This is a genomic window from Fibrobacter sp. UWR2 (assembly GCF_002210285.1).
Taxonomy (GTDB): Bacteria; Fibrobacterota; Fibrobacteria; order Fibrobacterales; family Fibrobacteraceae; genus Fibrobacter.
The window spans coordinates 1-17,939 of sequence record NZ_MWQE01000005.1 but is presented as its reverse complement, the minus strand read 5'-3'; the positions used below and the strand labels follow the sequence as shown (position 1 = coordinate 17,939).

General features: G+C 51.2%; 18 protein-coding genes and 2 tRNA genes. 13 read left to right on the top strand and 7 right to left on the bottom strand.

The annotated features are described in order from the left end of the window. The first annotated feature begins 144 nt into the window (after positions 1-144). Positions 145-1,104: a bifunctional oligoribonuclease/PAP phosphatase NrnA gene (locus tag B7994_RS08380; RefSeq protein WP_088638017.1), complete on the top strand. Its 960-nt coding sequence runs from the start codon at positions 145-147 to the stop codon at positions 1,102-1,104. Between the two features lie 112 nt (positions 1,105-1,216). Next, positions 1,217-2,428, top strand: a complete 1,212-nt coding sequence (locus B7994_RS13920; protein WP_144063810.1) for a hypothetical protein — start codon at positions 1,217-1,219, stop codon at positions 2,426-2,428. 2 nt (positions 2,429-2,430) lie between these two features. Here the strand turns inward: B7994_RS13920 and B7994_RS08365 are convergent, their stop codons facing one another. Together B7994_RS08365 and B7994_RS08360 are read right to left on the bottom strand one after the other, a co-directional pair. Then, positions 2,431-3,036: a LysE family translocator gene (locus B7994_RS08365; RefSeq protein ID WP_088638014.1), complete on the bottom strand. Its 606-nt coding sequence runs from the start codon at positions 3,034-3,036 to the stop codon at positions 2,431-2,433. 59 nt (positions 3,037-3,095) lie between these two features. After that, positions 3,096-3,479 (bottom strand): hypothetical protein, encoded by a 384-nt coding sequence (locus tag B7994_RS08360; RefSeq protein WP_088638013.1) that lies wholly within the window; start codon positions 3,477-3,479, stop codon positions 3,096-3,098. 123 nt (positions 3,480-3,602) lie between these two features. Here B7994_RS08360 and B7994_RS08355 point away from each other — a divergent pair, with 123 nt between their 5' ends. Beyond that, the gene (locus tag B7994_RS08355) at positions 3,603-4,751 is read left to right on the top strand and encodes a hypothetical protein (RefSeq protein ID WP_088638012.1); all 1,149 of its coding nucleotides are present in this window, start codon (positions 3,603-3,605) and stop codon (positions 4,749-4,751) included. Between the two features lie 3 nt (positions 4,752-4,754). On the opposite strand, the gene B7994_RS08350 is transcribed toward B7994_RS08355, so the two are convergent. Continuing rightward, positions 4,755-5,876, bottom strand: coding sequence for a hypothetical protein (locus B7994_RS08350; protein WP_144063809.1), 1,122 nt, complete (start codon positions 5,874-5,876; stop codon positions 4,755-4,757). 222 nt (positions 5,877-6,098) lie between these two features. Between B7994_RS08350 and B7994_RS08345 the strand changes: the two genes are divergently transcribed. The 5 genes from B7994_RS08345 to B7994_RS08325 all read left to right on the top strand — a co-directional run bounded on the left by B7994_RS08345 (position 6,099) and on the right by B7994_RS08325 (position 10,413). Beyond that, positions 6,099-7,469: a hypothetical protein gene (locus tag B7994_RS08345; RefSeq protein ID WP_088638010.1), complete on the top strand. Its 1,371-nt coding sequence runs from the start codon at positions 6,099-6,101 to the stop codon at positions 7,467-7,469. A 27-nt stretch (positions 7,470-7,496) separates the two neighbouring features. Then, positions 7,497-8,828 carry a UTP--glucose-1-phosphate uridylyltransferase gene (locus tag B7994_RS08340; RefSeq protein ID WP_088638009.1) on the top strand — a complete coding sequence of 444 codons (1,332 nt, stop codon included), beginning with the start codon at positions 7,497-7,499 and terminating at the stop codon, positions 8,826-8,828. Positions 8,829-8,870: 42 nt separating this feature from the next. After that, positions 8,871-9,734, top strand: a complete 864-nt coding sequence (locus B7994_RS08335) for a lauroyl acyltransferase (protein ID WP_088638008.1) — start codon at positions 8,871-8,873, stop codon at positions 9,732-9,734. A 32-nt stretch (positions 9,735-9,766) separates the two neighbouring features. Continuing rightward, positions 9,767-10,258 (top strand): Smr/MutS family protein, encoded by a 492-nt coding sequence (locus tag B7994_RS08330; RefSeq protein WP_088638007.1) that lies wholly within the window; start codon positions 9,767-9,769, stop codon positions 10,256-10,258. Between the two features lie 81 nt (positions 10,259-10,339). After that, positions 10,340-10,413 (top strand) — tRNA-Pro (locus tag B7994_RS08325). A gap of 466 nt (positions 10,414-10,879) precedes the next feature. On the opposite strand, the gene B7994_RS08320 is transcribed toward B7994_RS08325, so the two are convergent. The 3 genes from B7994_RS08320 to B7994_RS08310 all read right to left on the bottom strand — a co-directional run bounded on the left by B7994_RS08320 (position 10,880) and on the right by B7994_RS08310 (position 13,663). Further along, complete coding sequence (locus B7994_RS08320; RefSeq protein ID WP_088638006.1) at positions 10,880-11,218, bottom strand: hypothetical protein; 339 nt, start codon at positions 11,216-11,218, stop codon at positions 10,880-10,882. A gap of 10 nt (positions 11,219-11,228) precedes the next feature. Continuing rightward, a complete protein-coding gene (locus tag B7994_RS08315) occupies positions 11,229-12,350 on the bottom strand; it encodes a hypothetical protein (RefSeq protein ID WP_144063808.1) in 1,122 nt (373 codons plus the stop codon). A 185-nt stretch (positions 12,351-12,535) separates the two neighbouring features. After that, positions 12,536-13,663, bottom strand: coding sequence for a fibrobacter succinogenes major paralogous domain-containing protein (locus B7994_RS08310; protein WP_088638004.1), 1,128 nt, complete (start codon positions 13,661-13,663; stop codon positions 12,536-12,538). 75 nt (positions 13,664-13,738) lie between these two features. Between B7994_RS08310 and B7994_RS14185 the strand changes: the two genes are divergently transcribed. Then, positions 13,739-15,130: a TonB family protein gene (locus B7994_RS14185; protein ID WP_198957840.1), complete on the top strand. Its 1,392-nt coding sequence runs from the start codon at positions 13,739-13,741 to the stop codon at positions 15,128-15,130. A gap of 133 nt (positions 15,131-15,263) precedes the next feature. Beyond that, positions 15,264-15,806, top strand: a complete 543-nt coding sequence (locus tag B7994_RS08290; protein WP_088638003.1) for a TlpA disulfide reductase family protein — start codon at positions 15,264-15,266, stop codon at positions 15,804-15,806. Here B7994_RS08290 and B7994_RS08285 read toward each other — a convergent pair. Further along, positions 15,807-15,880, bottom strand: a tRNA-Arg gene (locus tag B7994_RS08285). A gap of 94 nt (positions 15,881-15,974) precedes the next feature. Between B7994_RS08285 and B7994_RS08280 the strand changes: the two genes are divergently transcribed. The 3 genes from B7994_RS08280 to B7994_RS08270 all read left to right on the top strand — a co-directional run bounded on the left by B7994_RS08280 (position 15,975) and on the right by B7994_RS08270 (position 17,738). Continuing rightward, positions 15,975-16,283, top strand: coding sequence for a hypothetical protein (locus tag B7994_RS08280; RefSeq protein ID WP_088638002.1), 309 nt, complete (start codon positions 15,975-15,977; stop codon positions 16,281-16,283). A gap of 106 nt (positions 16,284-16,389) precedes the next feature. Beyond that, positions 16,390-16,914 carry a hypothetical protein gene (locus tag B7994_RS08275; RefSeq protein WP_088638001.1) on the top strand — a complete coding sequence of 175 codons (525 nt, stop codon included), beginning with the start codon at positions 16,390-16,392 and terminating at the stop codon, positions 16,912-16,914. 68 nt (positions 16,915-16,982) lie between these two features. Next, entirely contained in the window at positions 16,983-17,738 is a 756-nt protein-coding gene (locus B7994_RS08270; RefSeq protein WP_088638000.1) for an EI24 domain-containing protein, read from the top strand. Positions 17,739-17,939: the final 201 nt, after the last annotated feature.

The window sequence follows — 17,939 nt, the reverse complement described above, 5'->3', positions numbered from 1 at the left end:
GCCAAATATAACAAAAATCTGTCCATTCAAAGCGCCTTTTGATATCATACAACCGAAAAGGCGGATGAACACCGCTTTTTTATGGATATTTGCGCAGAAGTGTTCCTACAGTTTTTATTATATTCCACGCAAAAAGGATTGAACATGACGATTGACGAATTTCTGGGCGAAGCGAAGACGGTGGCGATTTTTGGGCACGTGAGGCCGGACGGCGACTGCGTGGGCAGCACCACGGCAATATACAACTATATCCGCGACAACTTCCCTGGAATCCGTGCGAACCTGTTCCTCGAAAAGTTCCCCGAGAGTTACAAGATTCTTCGCGGGGCAAGCGATGCGCGCGAAGCCTACACCGCAGATTGCAACGGCGGGCAACCCTACGACCTCGCTTTCCTGATGGATACGCCGAGTTTCGAGCGCGTGGGGGCGAACGGCGCGGAATGCATCCGTGCCGCGAAAAAGACGATAAACATCGACCACCACATTTCTAACCCGCTCAACCTCTGCACGATGAACATCGTGGAACCCGAGGCGAGTTCCGCATGCGAGGTGGTGTACGTGAACATCGATAAGGCGAAGGTAAGCCGCGAGACAGCAAACAGCCTGTACCTGGGAATCGTGCATGACACGGGTGCCTTCAAGTTCAGCAGCACCGGCAAGCGCACCATGCAGGTGGTCGGCGACCTTATCGAGAAGGGTATCGACTTTGCGAAAATCGTGAACGAGACTTACTACACGCGCACCTACAAGCAGACACTCGTGACTGGGTTCGTGATGGAAAACTGCAAGCTCGGACTCGGGGGTAAAGTGGTCTACGCCCACATCACCCCCGAAGACATGGACCGCTTCGGCGTTTCGCCCGTGGAACTCAGCAACGTCATCGACACCGTGCGCGAAGTCGGCGGCACCGAAGTGGCCCTGTTCCTGTATCCGGTAAACGGCAAGTACAAGATTAGCCTGCGCAGCAACTACATCGTAGACGTGAACGCGATTGCCCGCGAGTTCGGCGGTGGCGGCCACACCCGTGCCGCCGGCGGAGATACCAGCGACGCACCCGAAGTGGCCATCGAGAAAATCCTGAAACTGATCGAAAAGCAGCTCTAAAATAAATTTACGGTCAGTCCCTCCCATTTTTGATTATATTAAAAACAAGAAGGAGGGACCTTTCATGAAGGGCAAATTCATACACAAGCTACCGGCAACAATCATTCTTACAATGGGCGTTCTAATAGGATGCTCCGACAACGTAAGCGATGTACCTGACGCATCAGGTGAAAGTTCAAGCGATCAAGTCACCAGTTCTGCACAAGGTTCTTCGGATTCCAAGGTTTCAAGTTCCGAAATCTCTAGTACTGCGACATCGAGTTCCGCAAGTCAGAATTTCAGTTCAAGCCTCTCCAGTTCTGCAGCAGTTTTATCTAGTGCGGCAGAGAATCCCACAAGTTCTGAAGCAAACCCTTCTAGTTCGGCAGAAAATCCTTCCAGTTCCGCAGACGGCAGCAACGCCGATTCCTCTTTTTTCGAACCGATTGCACGTTCATCAAGCAGTTACAGCAAATTACTTGACGAACCCCAAGATGAACGCCATAAGATTTACCGCCTGCTCTACCCTGTCGACAACGGAGCGCTCGACACGGGCTATTTTGACCAGGGCGGTTGCGACATCAAGACAGACGGATCCTTTACGTGCCGTCAAAGCAGTTGCATAGAATATGTCGGAGGGTACATTAGCCTCCATAGCGAAGGAATGTTCCCCAATGACGAGCACTACTCCAAGTATTTCCAAGGCAGCACCGACGAGACAAGGCTCATCGACATCAACCTGGGCGACAGCGCCCTCACATCGTACATTCCCTATGCCGACATCCCTGAATTCGACATAGATGACATCAAGAGCAAGCTTTCGACACTTCCGGCAGCAACCTGCACCACGCTGGTACAGTTTGTCAGCAACTACAAAATGCGAGCAAGCGGGCTCCCCGAAGGCATTGTCTTGCACCTAGACGCCAATTTCACGTTCAACCAATTGGAGCGCGTAACGGAACCCTATTCCATGTTATTCCCTAAGGAGGAACTGGACACCGTCAAGGCGAACATCGCCGACTCCGAAAAGCGCGCTGAACACGGCTACAAACTATTTGACGAAACATTTTATGTCAGGCAATCCGGCTTCGGCAAGAGTTCCATAGAATACGACACCTATGTAAACGATCAGGGTTGCGGCATCGTATCGCAATCCTATAACCCCGCGCCAACAGGCGCCACAGGCCCTTGCCAAGGCTGGTTCCTCCCCGAACTCGCCAAAACGTTCTCAGTACGCCTCATCAACACCTCGGGCAAAACCCCGGCATCGTTCACGTGGAAGCTGACCTACATGGACCAGTTTGGCCGTGGCGGCACAATCGACATCACGACGCAACTCAAGTAACGTTAAACAACGAACAGCAAGACCGCGAGGGCGATAAACACGCAGCCGCTGAACCAGTTGAGGTTGCGGTTCGCCTTCGGGCTGTTGAGCATGAATTTCTTCACGGCGCCCGCAAGTAGCGCGATGGAGCCGAACACGATGAAGGTCGCCGTCACGAATTCCGCACCGAGGACAACCATCTGGAGTGTCGGACTCATGTCGCGGCTCATGTCGACCGCCGGCGGGATAAACGAAAGCGCGAAAAGCACCGCCTTCGGGTTCGTGAGGTTCATGATGATGCCGCGCAGGTAGAGCCTGCGGAACGGAAGACCCGCGCCATCGTCCAGTTTCACGACGCCGGCACGGACCTGAAAGCTCTTGTACGCGAGGTAAAGCAGGTACGCCGCCCCGCAGCACTGCAGTACAAAGAACGCAATCGGGCTTGCCGCAATCAGCGCAGACACTCCCACAATCAGGAGTACTGTCTGCACGCAAATGCCCGTGCACAGCCCGCAAATCACGCTAAAGCCCGCCCTTGCGCCGTGTGCCGCACTTTGAGCGAGCACGAACAAGTTGTCGGGGCCGGGAGCAAGCGCCACCACGAGAGCTGCTATGAAAAAGTTAAACATCTAAGTAGATCCTTCGACTACGGGCTGCGCCCTCCGCTCAGGATGACACGAAGGAAACATTACATCTTCTCGAGGAAACTGTCCACGTCGAGTTCGGCGAGGCCCTTCTGCAAACTTTCGAGAGCATCGTCCGAAATCACCGGCTTCTCGGATTCGTGCCTGCTTTCGGCCAGGGCGTTCGAGTCCTCGACTAGGTGCTTGAGGGAGGCAGCAACCTCGCTCATAGACCCCTCGCGGTTCATCACGCCGTTCAGCACGCGTACCAGCCGCTCGCGCAGTTTCTGAAATTCATCGCGGTCGAGTTCCGAAGTCACCCCACCGCAATACATCAGCGGGGTCTTGCACTTGGCACAGGCAAAGACCATCATGGACGAGGGTTCCCCGTCCAGCATGACGTTGAAGGTGGATCCGCAATGGGGGCAGTCGATACGCAATTCACTCATGTCCCATAATGTAGAAATTTCAGTCCATCCAATGCCAAGTCCCGCCCAAAATTTTATTTTTGGTGTGTATGGGACCCGAAACTTTAAACCTAACGGGAATCTAGCCCCGAGATTTTGATAACTATGCTCTGTCATTGGCTTTATCACATTACCAGTATTGACCTTTTCGACGGGCGTCTCTTCCGTGCAGGCGTCGCCGCCATGCTCTCCATCATCCTCGTGCTGTTCTTCATGCCCAAGTACATCCGACTGTTGCAGGGGCTCGATGCCACCAGCGACTTCGACAAGGACGGCAAGACCAAATCCCCCCCGATTATGGGCGGGCTCCTCCTGGTGGTGGTCGTCGAGGTGGTCTCGCTCCTCGTCTGCAAGATGAACGGCTACACCATATCGACCCTCGTGATTCTCGCGGCATTTTCTGCCGTGGGCGCCATCGACGACATCGCGAAAGTCCGTGCCAAGCGCCTCATCAAGCTCGGCAAGCTCAAGGCCGCCGACTACATGGACAAGGCGGACGGTATTTCCAGCAGCCTACGCCTGTTCCTCTACTTCCTATTCAGTTTCATCGTCGCGATTTTCTGCTACAAGTTCATCCCCGAGCTCAAGGGCGACCTGACCATCCCCTTCTGCCCCATCGACGTATTCCAGATCCACCTCCCCAACTGGATCTTTGTCGCCTTCATGACGTTCGTCATCGCGGCCAGCGCGAACGGGACAAACTTTACCGACGGCCTCGACAGCCTTGTCTCGGTGCCTATCCTTACCAGCATGATCTTCGTGGGCCTTGTCGCCTACGTGAGCGGCAACTTCATCTTCAGTACGTACCTGCACGTGCCGTACCTGCCCGGCTGTGACGAACTCTTCCCGATAGCGCTCTCCATCGCGGGCGCACTGCTCGCCTACCTGTGGTTCAATAGCCCTCCGGCCGAAATCTACATGGGCGACGCAGGCTCCGTGGGCTTTGGCGCCACCATCGGCATCATGTTCATCCTGGTGCAGGCGGGGCTGTTCCTCCCCATCGTGTGCATCATCATCATCGCCGAAGCCTGCTCCGTGCTCCTCCAGATTCTCTGGTTCAAGTTCACCAAGAAGACTACCGGTACAGGCAAGCGCATATTCCTGTGCGCACCGCTCCACCACCACTACCAGAAAAAATGGGAAGGCAAGTTCCCCAGCAAGCCCCTGATGAACTCGAAAATCGTGTGGCGCATGCACCTGATAAGCATCTTCGCGCTTATCGTGAGCATGGTGATATTCTTCGGTCTGCGCTAAAAGCTATTCTGCAGATTCTTCCGTCTGGGCCTCGGCAGGCTCCTCCGCGCTGTTTTCTGCAGGAGTTTCATTTTCTGCCACAGGTTCAGCCTCTGCCGCAGTTTCAGATTCTGCCACAGTTTCTGCTTCCGTCGTCGGTTCCGATTCTGTAGCGCTTTCAGTTTCCGCTGCAGGTTCCGTTTCCGCAGGAATTTCAGTTTCTACCGTAGGTGCGGGCGCAGCAAAAGTTTCTGATTTTGCCGCGGGTTCCGCTTCCTCGCTACTTTCATATTTATTTTTCGACGATTTGGACTCGCCAATATTGTAATCAATGGAGAACTTCAATCCCAGATGGGGTTTACTCCACGTGCGGACAAGGCTCGCCACAGCGCCTCCCCGCACCATTAAGTTATCTGTAATCTTGATTCCGGCCGACAGGTAGTTCGAGACAATCATCGGCATGGTATAGGAGAGGTCCGGGACATCCAGGCTCGGCGTGTACAGGCTCAAGGTATAGTTGAGAGAAAGCCGCCAGAAATGTAATCCGGCATAGCCACCCAAGAACACATCCGAAAGCATGCGCAACTGCGTCGACTCGTACTTATCGTCCCTGTCATCCTGAGTACAGCCGTCCACACTGCACCAATAGCCATAATACTTGACGCGGGTAATCTGATGGAATTCTCCGACGAACACGCCATATTCGTAATACTTGTGGTTCGTGCCCAATGAAGCATAGTAATAGGCTCCGTCGTAGTACGCCAGACCCAACTGGAAGAAAATGGCATCCCACTTCAAAATGAAATCTACCGAAGCGGCAAAGCTGTAACCCCCGATATCGAGACGGGCATAATTCTCTTGAACCTTTTTGGGCGCAGTCGATACCGTCACATCAGACAACTTGACCGCCACCCTTTCATCTAGTTTGCGGCTCTTTACCGGCATAAGGACCTCGTCCTCGTCGGCAGCAATGAGCGACGCCGATACACGGGCTATATTCTCATTGGGCTCGATATAGGTAGACGGCCCTCGGACTTCCGGAGCCTCCGATGCGCCAAACTCGAAGTTGTTGACGCGCGCGACACTGCACGCCGAAAGCGCAAGCGCAGCGGCGCCAAGAGCAAGGATTCTAGTTAAAAAATTCATGCGGGCCTCCATTCCCCTAATATAAGCTTTTTTTACCAAAGAGTAACGGAAAGTTTACAATTTTGCATCCGCATTCAAAAAATCAGCCCAAACGGAGCCGATTTCGCGTTATTTCTTGAAATTTCGATACTTCTATCATAAAAAAAGAGGGCTTTATCAAGACTTTGAACAATATTGGTCATCAAAGGTTCGCAGCATAGGGAAAAACATATATTTATTTGTATGAAATACCGTTTTACAACTTTATCTGCAATACTAGCTAGCATACTTGCCGCCTGCGATTCCGGCAATTCCTCCAGCGAGCCTGAACTGACGGAAGAACAGAAGAAAGCCTACGAGGACCTGCTTGCACTGGAAAGCACCCTTGAATGGGAACCGGACGTATGCTTCTATGTTGAAAACGCGGGGCTGCAGAAGTGCCCGATACAGACGAATGCGTTTTTCCATGACTGGGCAAACAACCATCACGAAGACACCATCGAAGTCAAGTCCCGCGTAACCGACATCTACTACAACCCACAATTACGCAAGGACACGGACTGCAGCCTCTCCGACATCACCGCCTTCTGGGATGGCGCCCAAGCCGAGACCTACGAGACGTCGGACCCGCGCGCCATGCACCACCTGGGAATCAAGGTTCCCGAAACAATCTACACCCAGGAACACGTGCTCACAATCCAGATGGATTCCACCAAGTGTGCCAACATTTCGCAGACAATCCACTTTATCCCCGGCGAGCCCTCCGCATTCTACAATACCGCATCTCCCGATATCAGCACACGCTCCAGCTGCACCGACAACTTTTTCGCATATATACACCCGAACTTCGATTTTGTATGGGACTATTCGTCATCGGCCTTGGCGGCATACGGCGACAGCCTCCAATCCAACTGCTACCTGCAAAAGGGGGCTGATACGCTACGGGTGAATCTCAGTTTTATCAACCCGGAGGTTCGCTCGCTCGTCCAAGCATCCCACGCCCAGGCATACCTGTACGACAATCCCCACATCATCGACTTTATCGGCAAGGATACTTCGGCCACCTTAAAATGCGCCCTTGTCTATCAAAGCGGCCTTGTTCCCGCCAAGGTTGAAAAACTGACCTACGGTGAAAAGGAAATTACTTTCCAGGAATGCGAAATCCACTCCATACAGGCTGTCTCCATAGACGATTCGCTCCGAGTCCAAGTTAGTGGGCGCCATATCGTGAATTATTTCTACGGAAGAGTCAAGAACAACGGCGAATACACGCGCTTTAGGCTAGAGCCGCAAAACCTGCAAACCATCCTTGACGAGGAATCCTGCTACGGCTCGGACTGCATCTTCTACAAGCAGTTCTCCTATGCGATGGAAGATATTTGCGGGGAAAACTGCCTACAAAACTTCGATTCCCTGTTAATCATTGCACAATTTGCCGGGCAACCCGCATCAAGCTTAAGCGAGTACCGTGTCTTTGTCCCGAGCAATCTTGAATTCCCTAAAGACACATCGGTCATCGATTCCGCAATAGCCGAAGTGATTGATTCCAACGGGAAATTCAGGGACAACTTCAGGAATTTCGACGTAAAACAGGTCGCCAACCCGCTGAAATGAGACATTGACGTTTCTATATTAAAGCGCATGGATATTATCGAGACTCTGAACGCGGCCGGCCAGCAGGATTTGGCGGCGCACCTTGAAAAACTCTCCGGGGATGCACGCAAGCTCCTCGAACGCGACATCGCAAGCCAGGACTGGGAAGAACTGAAGGCGCTCTATACCGAAAAATCGAACGCGAGCAAGGCGGACAACGTCTCCGCCGACCTGAAGCCCATGCCTTTCCGCATTGCCGAAGATGACCTCAAGTACAACTACTGGAAGGAAATCGGCGAGATGCTGCTCGGGAAGGGCAAGGTGGCGGCGTTCCTCGTCGCGGGCGGCCAGGGTTCGCGCCTCGGCTTCGACGGCCCCAAGGGTATGTTCGACATCGGGCTCCCGAGTCACAAGAGCCTCTTCCAACTTCAGGCGGAACGCCTGCAGAACCTTTCCGCACAGGTCGGCCACCCGATTCCGTGGTGCATCATGACGAGTCCGCTGAATCACGAGGCGACCGTCAACTTCTTTACCGAACACAACTTCTTCGGGATGGACCGCGACAACATCCGCTTCTTTGAGCAGGGCACCATCTGCGCGCTCACGCCCGACGGCAAGGCAGTACTCGATGGCGACAGGCTCGCACTCGTACCCGACGGTAACGGCGGCTGCTTCCGCGCGCTCGCCCAGAGCGGTTCGCTCGCATGGCTCGTCGAAAAAGGCATAGAATACGTGTTCCTCTACAGCGTCGACAACGCGCTCTGCCGCATCTGCGACCCCGCATTCATCGGGGCACTCGCCGACAACGGCATGGCCTCCAGCGCATCGAAGGTGGTGCACAAGGCGAACGCGCAAGAACGCGTGGGCATTTTCGCCTTCCAGAACAACAAGCCCGGCGTGGTCGAATACAGCGACTTGCCCGAGGAATACCGCGACATGACGAACCCGGACGGAAGCCTCGTCTTCGACGGCGGCAACCTCGCAATCCACCTGTTCAAGGTGAGCGGGCTTCGCAAGCTGCAGACCAGTAAGCTCCCGTGGCATACCGCCCGCAAGACCGTATGCGGCATCGAAAACTGCTTCAAGTTCGAGCAGTTCCTTTTCGACGCCTTCCCGCAGCTCGGCTCCATGCTCCCCTTCGGCGTCATCCGCGAGGAGGAATTTAGCCCGGTCAAGAACGCGGAAGGCACGGACAGCCCGAAGACAGCCCGCACGATGATCGGCAAGCTCCACCGCGAATGGCTCGTGAAGGCTCACATCGCCGTGAAGCCCAACAAACTTTACGAAGTGTCGCCCACCATCAGCTACGCCGGCGAAAATCTCTCGCGCAGGCTTTTCGAGCGAGAACTCGGCAAGAACATCCTGGAGTTCGACGAATAGCGCCAGTTGTCATGCCGCACTTGTTGCGGCATCACCGTTCCAATGCAGAAAATAAAGTTCGGCATATATAAAGTTGCGCTGCACGTACTGCTGCGGCTGCCGGACTTTTTCTACTCATTCCTTTTCACCATCGCATTCCCCATATACAAGGCGCTCCACACCGAGCGCGCCTACGGGCGTGTCGTAAAGCACTTGGACGCGGCAAGGGGATATTTGAAGCAGAACGTGACTGCGCGCGACGTGTTCAAGGGCATCTACTGGAACGCGCTCGATTCGTACCGCGGCCTCGCCCGCTTCAAAAGCGTGGAACGCCGCATCGTGTTCGAGAACGAGGACATCATCAAGAACGCCGTCGCCGAATGCGCAAAAATCGGGATGCCTATCGCCGGCATCAGCATCCACCAGGGTTCCTTCGAACTGATGCACCGCATCCTCTGCCGCTACAGCGAGCACGTCCACCTCATCACCGATTCCGTCGGGGACGTTGCCTTCCGCGAAGTGCTCAGGGAGCTCCGCAGCGATCCGCACCTCACCGAATACCACCCCGAAGAAACTGGCAGGCTCATCCGCGAGCTCTTCCGCACCAAGGGAATTTTAGCGATGGTCTTTGACCAGGGGAAAAACACGAAGGGAAACACCGTCGAACTGTTCGGCCGGCAAACCACACTCTACCTGCGGCTCATCGAGAAAATCAACCGGATGGGAGCGGGCATCGTCACCTTCCGCACCTGGACCGAAAACACGCCCGAACGCCGCATCGTCATCCACTTCGAGACGTTCTACCCGCCGAAATATTGTGCGCAGGGGCGCGACCTCGTGAGCGACATCGCCCGTGAAACCGAGCACTGGATAGCCGAGCACCCCGACCAGTGGAGCTGGAACTACCATGGGAATTTTAGGGCCTAGCCCAGTTTCTATATTTGGGTTGAGGAATTGAGATGCCCCTGAATGCTGAAGAAGAATTCCAGATGCAGTGGATAATGAACCACCGCATGGAAGACAAGGACGAGCAGATGCAGAAGCAGGCGGAAGCAGACGCCGCCGCGAGGCCCGTGCGCATGATGCGCGGGCGCAAGATGCGCCGCAACCCCGCAGCCTGGGACCTCCCCATGCCCGAAGACGAGATTGACCTGCACGGCATGACCGCTGACGAAGCCGCGGAAGCCGTCGAACGGCGCATCGATGACCTCACCATCGCAGGCCTCAAGGTGCTCCGGGTCATCCACGGCGGCGGAAACCCTAGTTACGGGAACGTGAAACGCATCATCGACCGCAAGGTCAGGTCCGAATGGAGCAACCGCATCCGCCTGTACAAGGTCGAACCCGACAACGCCGGCTCGAGCATCCTGATCATCGGAAAACCAGCCAACAGCGACGCACCTGCACGCCCCGCCCCCAAAAAGCCCTCGAAAACCGCCCGCAAAAAGTAAAAATTGGGCAATTTTTCATTTTTTTCGCCCCCAACCCCTTTAAAAACATTCACTTTTTATCTATAATTGTGCCCACCAAACCGGAATATAGCTCAGCCTGGTAGAGCGCTTGCTTCGGGAGCAAGAGGTCGTGAGTTCGAATCTCGCTATTCCGATAAAAAGAAAAACCACCCATCAGGGTGGTTTTCTTTTTATTTCGGAATATAACGCGAGATGAGAACTCACGAAGTGAGTTCGACTAAATCGCCATTTGAACGCAGTGAATTTAGGCGATTTAGAGATTACGCCGCCAGGCGTAACCCGAAGGGCAAAAGTTGAACACCGTGAAACTTTTGTCTTATCTCGCTATTCCGATAGGAAGAGCAGAGCCTATTCTGATAGGAATGCCATTCATTATTCTAAAAAAGAATGACTTCGTCGGGCCAGGCCGTATAGTTGCGAACTCGCTGCCGACCACCAAATGACGATTTCAGTGTAAAAAAATCGATTACGACGCTAAAAAAAATTTTCTAGGGGCTTACGAAACGGGAAAATTCTGCCAGCCGTGCACAAGTGTACAGTTTTACCCGACAGAGCCGTCAGCATTCCATTAAAAGCACAGAAGTTCAATTTCCCTTTTATTTAGTAAAAAGCTCCGCCATGACGACAAAAATCATAAATAGATTCGAGAAAAGAATATACCATAACGAAAACAAAAGGGGATATTTTTATCGCAAATCCAATAAAAAAGAATGGTATCCAAACCCTTTTTTTAACTATTGCCATTTCCAAGTTCAAGAAATCAAATATCAGCAATACCGCTGCGACAAAATAGAGGACCGATGCGAAGCCGCTTAAAACGGATAAAAAATCTATTCTGCCATGGATAAAATCCATAATTCCAGATAACGAGAACAGGAGCAAAAGCAAAGAGGAGGTCAAGGATAAAAAACGGTTAATTAACAGACTACAGATTTTCATAACTCCCCCTTTATTTTAAATCGTTCATATCTTGCTTTTCAATCACAAAGTTCTTTGAAAAAGGATTATTTTCAACAACAAATCCACCTATAGGCTCCGGATCATAAAGGATTTTAACCGAATCGGCAGATTCATTTATCCAAAAACGGACAGGATTTCGTTCACGCATACCCCACACATAGTCTTCCTTATAAGTTAATATAGTTACATCTTCTCCATTTTTATTTATACACTTTAGGTGGTGCGTTTCGTATATTCCATAGGAGTCTAAGACAAACAAATGCAAGAAGGGAACATCCAACGAATCCATTTCAGTATATAGCACATTTCCATCTATTTTACATGCACGACTATGGTCGAAATATGATTTGTTATAAGGTGATTTACAAAAAATAGGATACCTGTTTATAACACTTTTTTCATGCCCATGTCCACAAAAAAGGTAATAACCAAGCAATAAGAAAGCAAAAAGGACCGTAATAAACGTTTTAATTTTTATTTCATTTTTTGGAATATTCTGTTCAAATGAATCTTTTTTTCTTTTCAAGAAACTTTTTAAATTTTGATTTAGCGACTCAAATCTTTTGCCTTTTTTTATAAAGGCTATTAATTTTTTTGTCAAAGAAAACAACAGATAGCACACGACAAGACATAATACAGCTATAAAAACATACATTTGTACCTTAGCATTTTTTTCATCATTAATCATTTCCGGGCTTTTACACACTCTATAGCTTTCAGTAACATCACCTTTTTTACGATAATTTCGTATTTCTCCATGTACACACTGTTCTTTTTTATCAACAATAACAATCGTTACATTTGAATCATTTTTCTCTGAATTTTCAGGCGAGTAAAAAGGCACAAAGGCAACAGAGCCATTTGTAAGAAAAATTTGTCTGCAATAAGAAGTCTCATTTCTTAAGCAAAGTTTTTCAAGAGAATAAACATCATACTTAGTTGTAAAATCTTCAATTTTGCCATCAACGGCATCTCTTGCTATATAATCGTAAAACGGCAGATATTTTTCCTCATACAACGTTGGATTTTCGGCACCTTTTTCCAAGAGATAGTTACGAGCAAGTTCAACAGGAGACCGAGTTTCAGCATTCTCATTTGTTGTGCAGGCCACGAATGAAAGCAATATTACGCTACACAGAACAAACAATGGAAATTTCATACGCATTTTTTTATTGTTCCTAGAATAAAATTCACATCAAACTATTTGTAGGATAAAATAGCAAAAAAGCCCCGCACAATGGCGGGCATGACCAGTTTTTCCGAATTTAGGTTTTATATTATATCAAACAGAGCTTTCTAGTCCTTCACACAGCGCACCGAGAACGCGATGTTCTTACCGGTGTCGCTCAAGGACGCATTGAGGCCGAAGCAGCTCAAGCTCATGTAGTACGCCTTGCTGCTATTGTTCTCGGCCGAACTCCAGAAGAACGCGCTAGAGCCCTCCCGGCCAGATTTTCCTTTGTCGTCCGTATAGCCAGCAGGGAGTACCGAGAACCCGAAAGAATCCGTGCCGTTGCCGCTATAGTTCCAGCCTTCCTTGGACTTAAAATATCTGCCTGCGACCTGCTTATCGCCAACAGATCCGATCAATGTTTCAAATTCTGCCTTACTCGGCAAGTGCCAACCGCTCGGACAAGCCTTTAAAGCAGTTTGCCATGTATAAAAGCGACCGTACTTGGCACAGTTGCTTTCCTCGTTATCGTAGCAGAAACTAGAGTCCGCTTTGTAGTTCAGGTTCTTCGCCATCCAAGTCTGCGTACCGATTTTAAGAGTCTTGTAGGTTTGACCATCGCGAGAATCAGTCACCGAGTCCACGGTCACTTCGGTTGCAGAAACAACAGTTTCGTCCTTTATACAACGGACTGACCACCTGAAATCCTTACTACCGAATTCCAGGTTCACACTGTCGGCGCCAAAGTTCAACAGCAAGCCGAACGCTTTGTCGCAATCTTTCTCCATAGAACCCCAGAAGAGCGTGAGGTAGCCCTCAACGATGTAACGTCCATTGTTGTCCTTTGCGCCAGCAGAGAGCGCCGAGAACCCAAAATCATCTGTGCCGTTGCCGTTATTGTTCCAGCCTTCCTTGTTCTTTAATTTTTTGCCTGCGACCTGTTTACCGCCGGCAGATTCGTACAATGTTTTAAAATCAATATTGCCCGGCAAGTGCCAACCTACTGGGCAAGCATATAGTGCAGCCTTCCAAGAGTACAAACGGCCATACTTTTTGCAATTTGATTCGTCGTCATTATAGCAATAGCTATCCTGCATCCCGTAGTTAAGGTTCTCCGCCATCCAGGTCTGGTCGCCAATCTTTACTGTCTTATATTTTTTCCCGTCACGCTTGTCAACTAAAGATTCTTGCGTTGCCGCAAACCCAGAGACCGCCAAAAGCGCAACCAAGATGTAAACAAGTCTTTTCGTCATAACACAAATATATAATATATTGAGACCCAAACCGAAAAAGATGCGGACACTCCTTCTGGCGGAGATTGTTTCTCCGTGCCGGAACCGAACGGTGCATATCAGGGTTGCTGGTACACCTCCGATGCTACTGCCATGACCGAGTTCGAAGTAACGGCCGTCGGCCTGATTACTAGGACATGGACTGTCGAAGGCGGGAAGGTCACGAAGAGCACGCTATATGATGACGGCAACCCGCCGATGGTTGACGAAATAACAGAAATCCGGTCGCAAGGCCGGATTTTTTTCCTATTTTCGAAATTTTTCCCCTTCTTTTTATTATTTTGGAGAGTACAGACACAAGAAGGACTCGCCATGAAGAAATCTATACTTATCCTTGGAGCCGTACTCGCCATCCTCACCGGCTGCGCAAAGACCATGCAGCTGAACGACCCCGCACTTTACGACCAGTACCTCACCAGGACCTACAACCAGCCCCACGACGCGTGCTACAACGCGGTTATCAGGACCTTCGCGGGCAGGGGTGTGGAACTTACCAAGGCCGACCCCATGGCGGGCCGAATCGTGACGGAAAGGCACATCGCCATGCTCTATGCCGGGTACGGGACGATTGGCGCGGTTTCGCACCGCTACTACATCGACGTGAAGGGCGACAAGAAAACATGTACCATCAAGGTGACCAAGTACAAGGCCTGGAAGGGCGACAACGAAGTTCCCTATGTGGATCCCGACCAACTCTACAACTATTACTGGGCACCGCTGTTTGGCGGCTTCGAGAGCAATTTCGAGGAAGACGAGGATGACGCCATCCGGTCCAGCAAGTCTCTCGATGCGGTCATGAACCAGCATTACGGGGAACTCGACGACATCTACAAGCAGTACATGGAAGACAACAAGAAGAGATTCGAGGGTAAGGTTGCGCTTAAGTTCACTATTGCTGCCAGCGGAAAAATCATTGATATCTCTATCGAGTCGACTACAACGAACGAACTCGAATTTGACCAGCAGATTAAGCAGGCTGTCAGTACCTGGGACTTCGGCGAAATTCCGGGAAGCAACAACAAGACCATCATTGTCCCGTTCAGTTTCAAGGACGATGAGAAGCAGGCTTCGGCCAGCAACGGCAGCGGTGGTATCGCCGATGGCCACGCGACTGCGCAGGAAAATGAAGTCAAGGCCAAGGGCCCCCGTTCCGCGGCGGATGTCATGAAGGTCGTGGAACACCGCACTCCCTCGCTGAGGAACATCTACAACAAGTACAGGGAGAAAAATCCCGGTTTCGAGGGCAGGGTTGTCCTGAAGTTCACGATTGGCCCGGATGGCAAGGTCGTTTCGATGTCAATCAAGTCTTCTACGTCGAACAACGCCAAGTTTGACGAGGAAATCAAGAAGAAAGTCAGTGAATGGAACTTTGGTGCGGCCGGTGCCGGCAACACCACGGTGACAATCCCGTTTGTCTTCTCGGAATAAATGTGATTTAGGCCTCTTTTTCGAAAAAAAACGCACTTTATTGGACCTCCGTGACACTTTTTTCCGTGTTTTTTGGTATTTTACATGGCGTGGAAACCAAAAAATGCGGTTTTCCCATCTAGGAGTTTCTTCTATGCGTTTTGCAACACGTATTCTCGCGTTTTTGACTATCGCCGCATCAGCGACCTTTGCCCAGCTAGCCCCCGAACCACAGTCAGCGGACGTCCCTCTCATGCAGGATTCCACGGGTTCCCCCATGAAGATGGACTTTAGCCTCCCGCTTTCTGGCGTGAGCGACCCAGGCATCCTGTTCAGCCACTTCGCCAAGCGCCCCCTGATTGTCTACTACTTCAGTCCCAAGTGCCCGCACTGCCAGAAGCACTTTCCCGAAGTCCAGGGTGTCATGAAGGAATACGAGTCCGCAGGTGTCACAGGAATCGCCATCGCCATCGGCGGCAATATCAAGAAAAACGATATTCGCATGTTCATCGACCAGTTCAAGGTCGTCATACCGGTATTCCAGGACGGCTCGCAGAAGTTCGGACCTATCTATGGCAACGGGTACGTACCGGTGCTCTATCTTGTACAGCCCGACGGCACGTTCTACCGCTACGAATCTCTCGACGAGGCGCACATGAACCACCTCCGGACAATGCTGAACAAGATAAAGAAGTAATACTCGAGGCGGGATTCGAACCCACGACCCTCTGCTTAGAAGGCAGATGCTCTATCCAACTGAGCTACTCGAGCGTGCGGGGGGTAATATAAAAAATTTTACGGATTTCTTCAACGGTTTGTATTTATGTTATATTAAGAGAGGAAACATTCTCCAAAGGAATTGCTGATGACTGACGAACAGTTCGAAAAATTTGCGGCAATGATGCAGGCGCAGACCGAAGCGATACAGGCACAGACCCAAGCGCTTACGAAGCTCAAGAACGCCATGGTCCTAAATACCGCACTCAGCCTGAGCAAGACCCGCACCACCGAAAACATTCCGTTACAGGAAGAAGGCGGCCTCGCCGGCGCTATCGAGGACATTGGCAAGTTTGTCGATGGAACTAAGATTCCGGACAACTGGAAGGGCAGCATCACGAACGAGATCTACATCAAGACCTTCTCGGGAAAACCTCTCAAAATAGATGAAATCTGACAAACATTCCATTTTGGACGATATTCCACCAAACTCACCGGCATATTTTATATATATTGTGCAAGAGCCCACAGGGCTAACAAGTTTTTAATCACAAGGAAAAATCATGCTCTCTTTCGCAGAAGCCTACAAAATCGCCGCCGAAGTCCACAAGAACCAGACAGACAAGGCCGGCGGCCCCTACATTGACTTTTTGAAGAATGTCGCCGACTACCTCAAGAACAAGGGCGAACCCGAGGACGTTCAGACCCTCGCCATTTTGCAGGACCTTACCACCGGTGCCACCAAGAAAAGCGCCGAAGAAATTTCCCAGATGGGCGTTCCTCAAGACGTAGTCGACCTTATCGAAAGGATGACCTATCACAAGAACCAGGGCTGGATTGACGAATACAGCTGTAACCTCATGGCGCAGGGAGTCCCGGCCGAAGAGGCTACATACGAAGCCCGCGAGAAGGATTTCGTCCGCTTCGTCGAAACCCTCAAGGATAACCCGCTTGCGGCAAAGGCCAAGAGCGCCATCCTGAACGTGCTCCTCGAAGACAAGTACATCAAGCGCCAGGAACGTCGTGAACTCAAGACGAAGTTCCGCCTCAAGAAGTACCAGGCCGCCATCGAGGCGCTCGGCGTGTAGTACAGCCACAAAGGCGCATTTTTCGCCCCGCATTGCGGGGCATTTTTTATAAGAAAGGATTTCCAGGAATGATTCGAATAAAGGAACAGGTCGTAAGCGGACTCACCTCCTACCCCAAGGCAATTCGCCTGATATGGAAAAACAAACTCGGCAGGTACCTTGCACTGCCAGTCGTATTCAACATCATCGTAGTCTTCGCGCTCATATTCTCGGGTATCGGCATCGGGGACTGGATTAACGGCATCATCGAGCGGCACACCGAGAACATGAACGGCTGGATCCAGGCCGCGATGGTTGCCATCAAGATCGTGCTCCCCATCATTTTCTTCATCGTCTTCATTTTCATCGGCGGGACCATCGTGAACGTCCTGATGTCGCCGATATACACGATGCTTTCGGAAAAGACCGAAACTATCCTCACCGGGAAGGAATTCCCCTTCGATGCAAAACAGACCGTAAAGGATATCTGGAGGGCACTGCGCATCGCCATCAGGAACACTGCCAAGCAGTTGCTGCTGACCGCACTGTGCCTGCTCCTGAACCTGATTCCCGTCGTCGGGAGCGTCATCTCGATTTGCCTCATCTTCATCATCAACGCCTACTACTTCGGGAGCGGTTTCATGGACTATACCTTCGAGCGCTGGCGGTACTCCGTCAAGGAAAGTCTCAAGGGCACAAGCGAGTTGAAGTACCTGGCTATTGCGAACGGGGCAGTGTATTCACTACCGCTATACCTGTTCTGCGGGACATTTATCGCAGCCTTTATCGGGGGCGTTTCGGCAGTCGCCGCGACAATCTCACAAATCGAGATAAAGGGAAAATAGAGGCGACAAGTAGCACCTGTAGACCATTGCCGAGCATGGCGTATTTTGCTATTTTTACGCGCGTAATTTAAGAGTCCCGTAAACCATGCGGGGCAAAACAAAAAGGAACACAACAATGGCAAATAAAGTCTATAACTTTAGCGCATGACCGTCGGTCTTGCCGGAACAGGCACTCAAGGAAGCATCTGCTGCATGCATCGA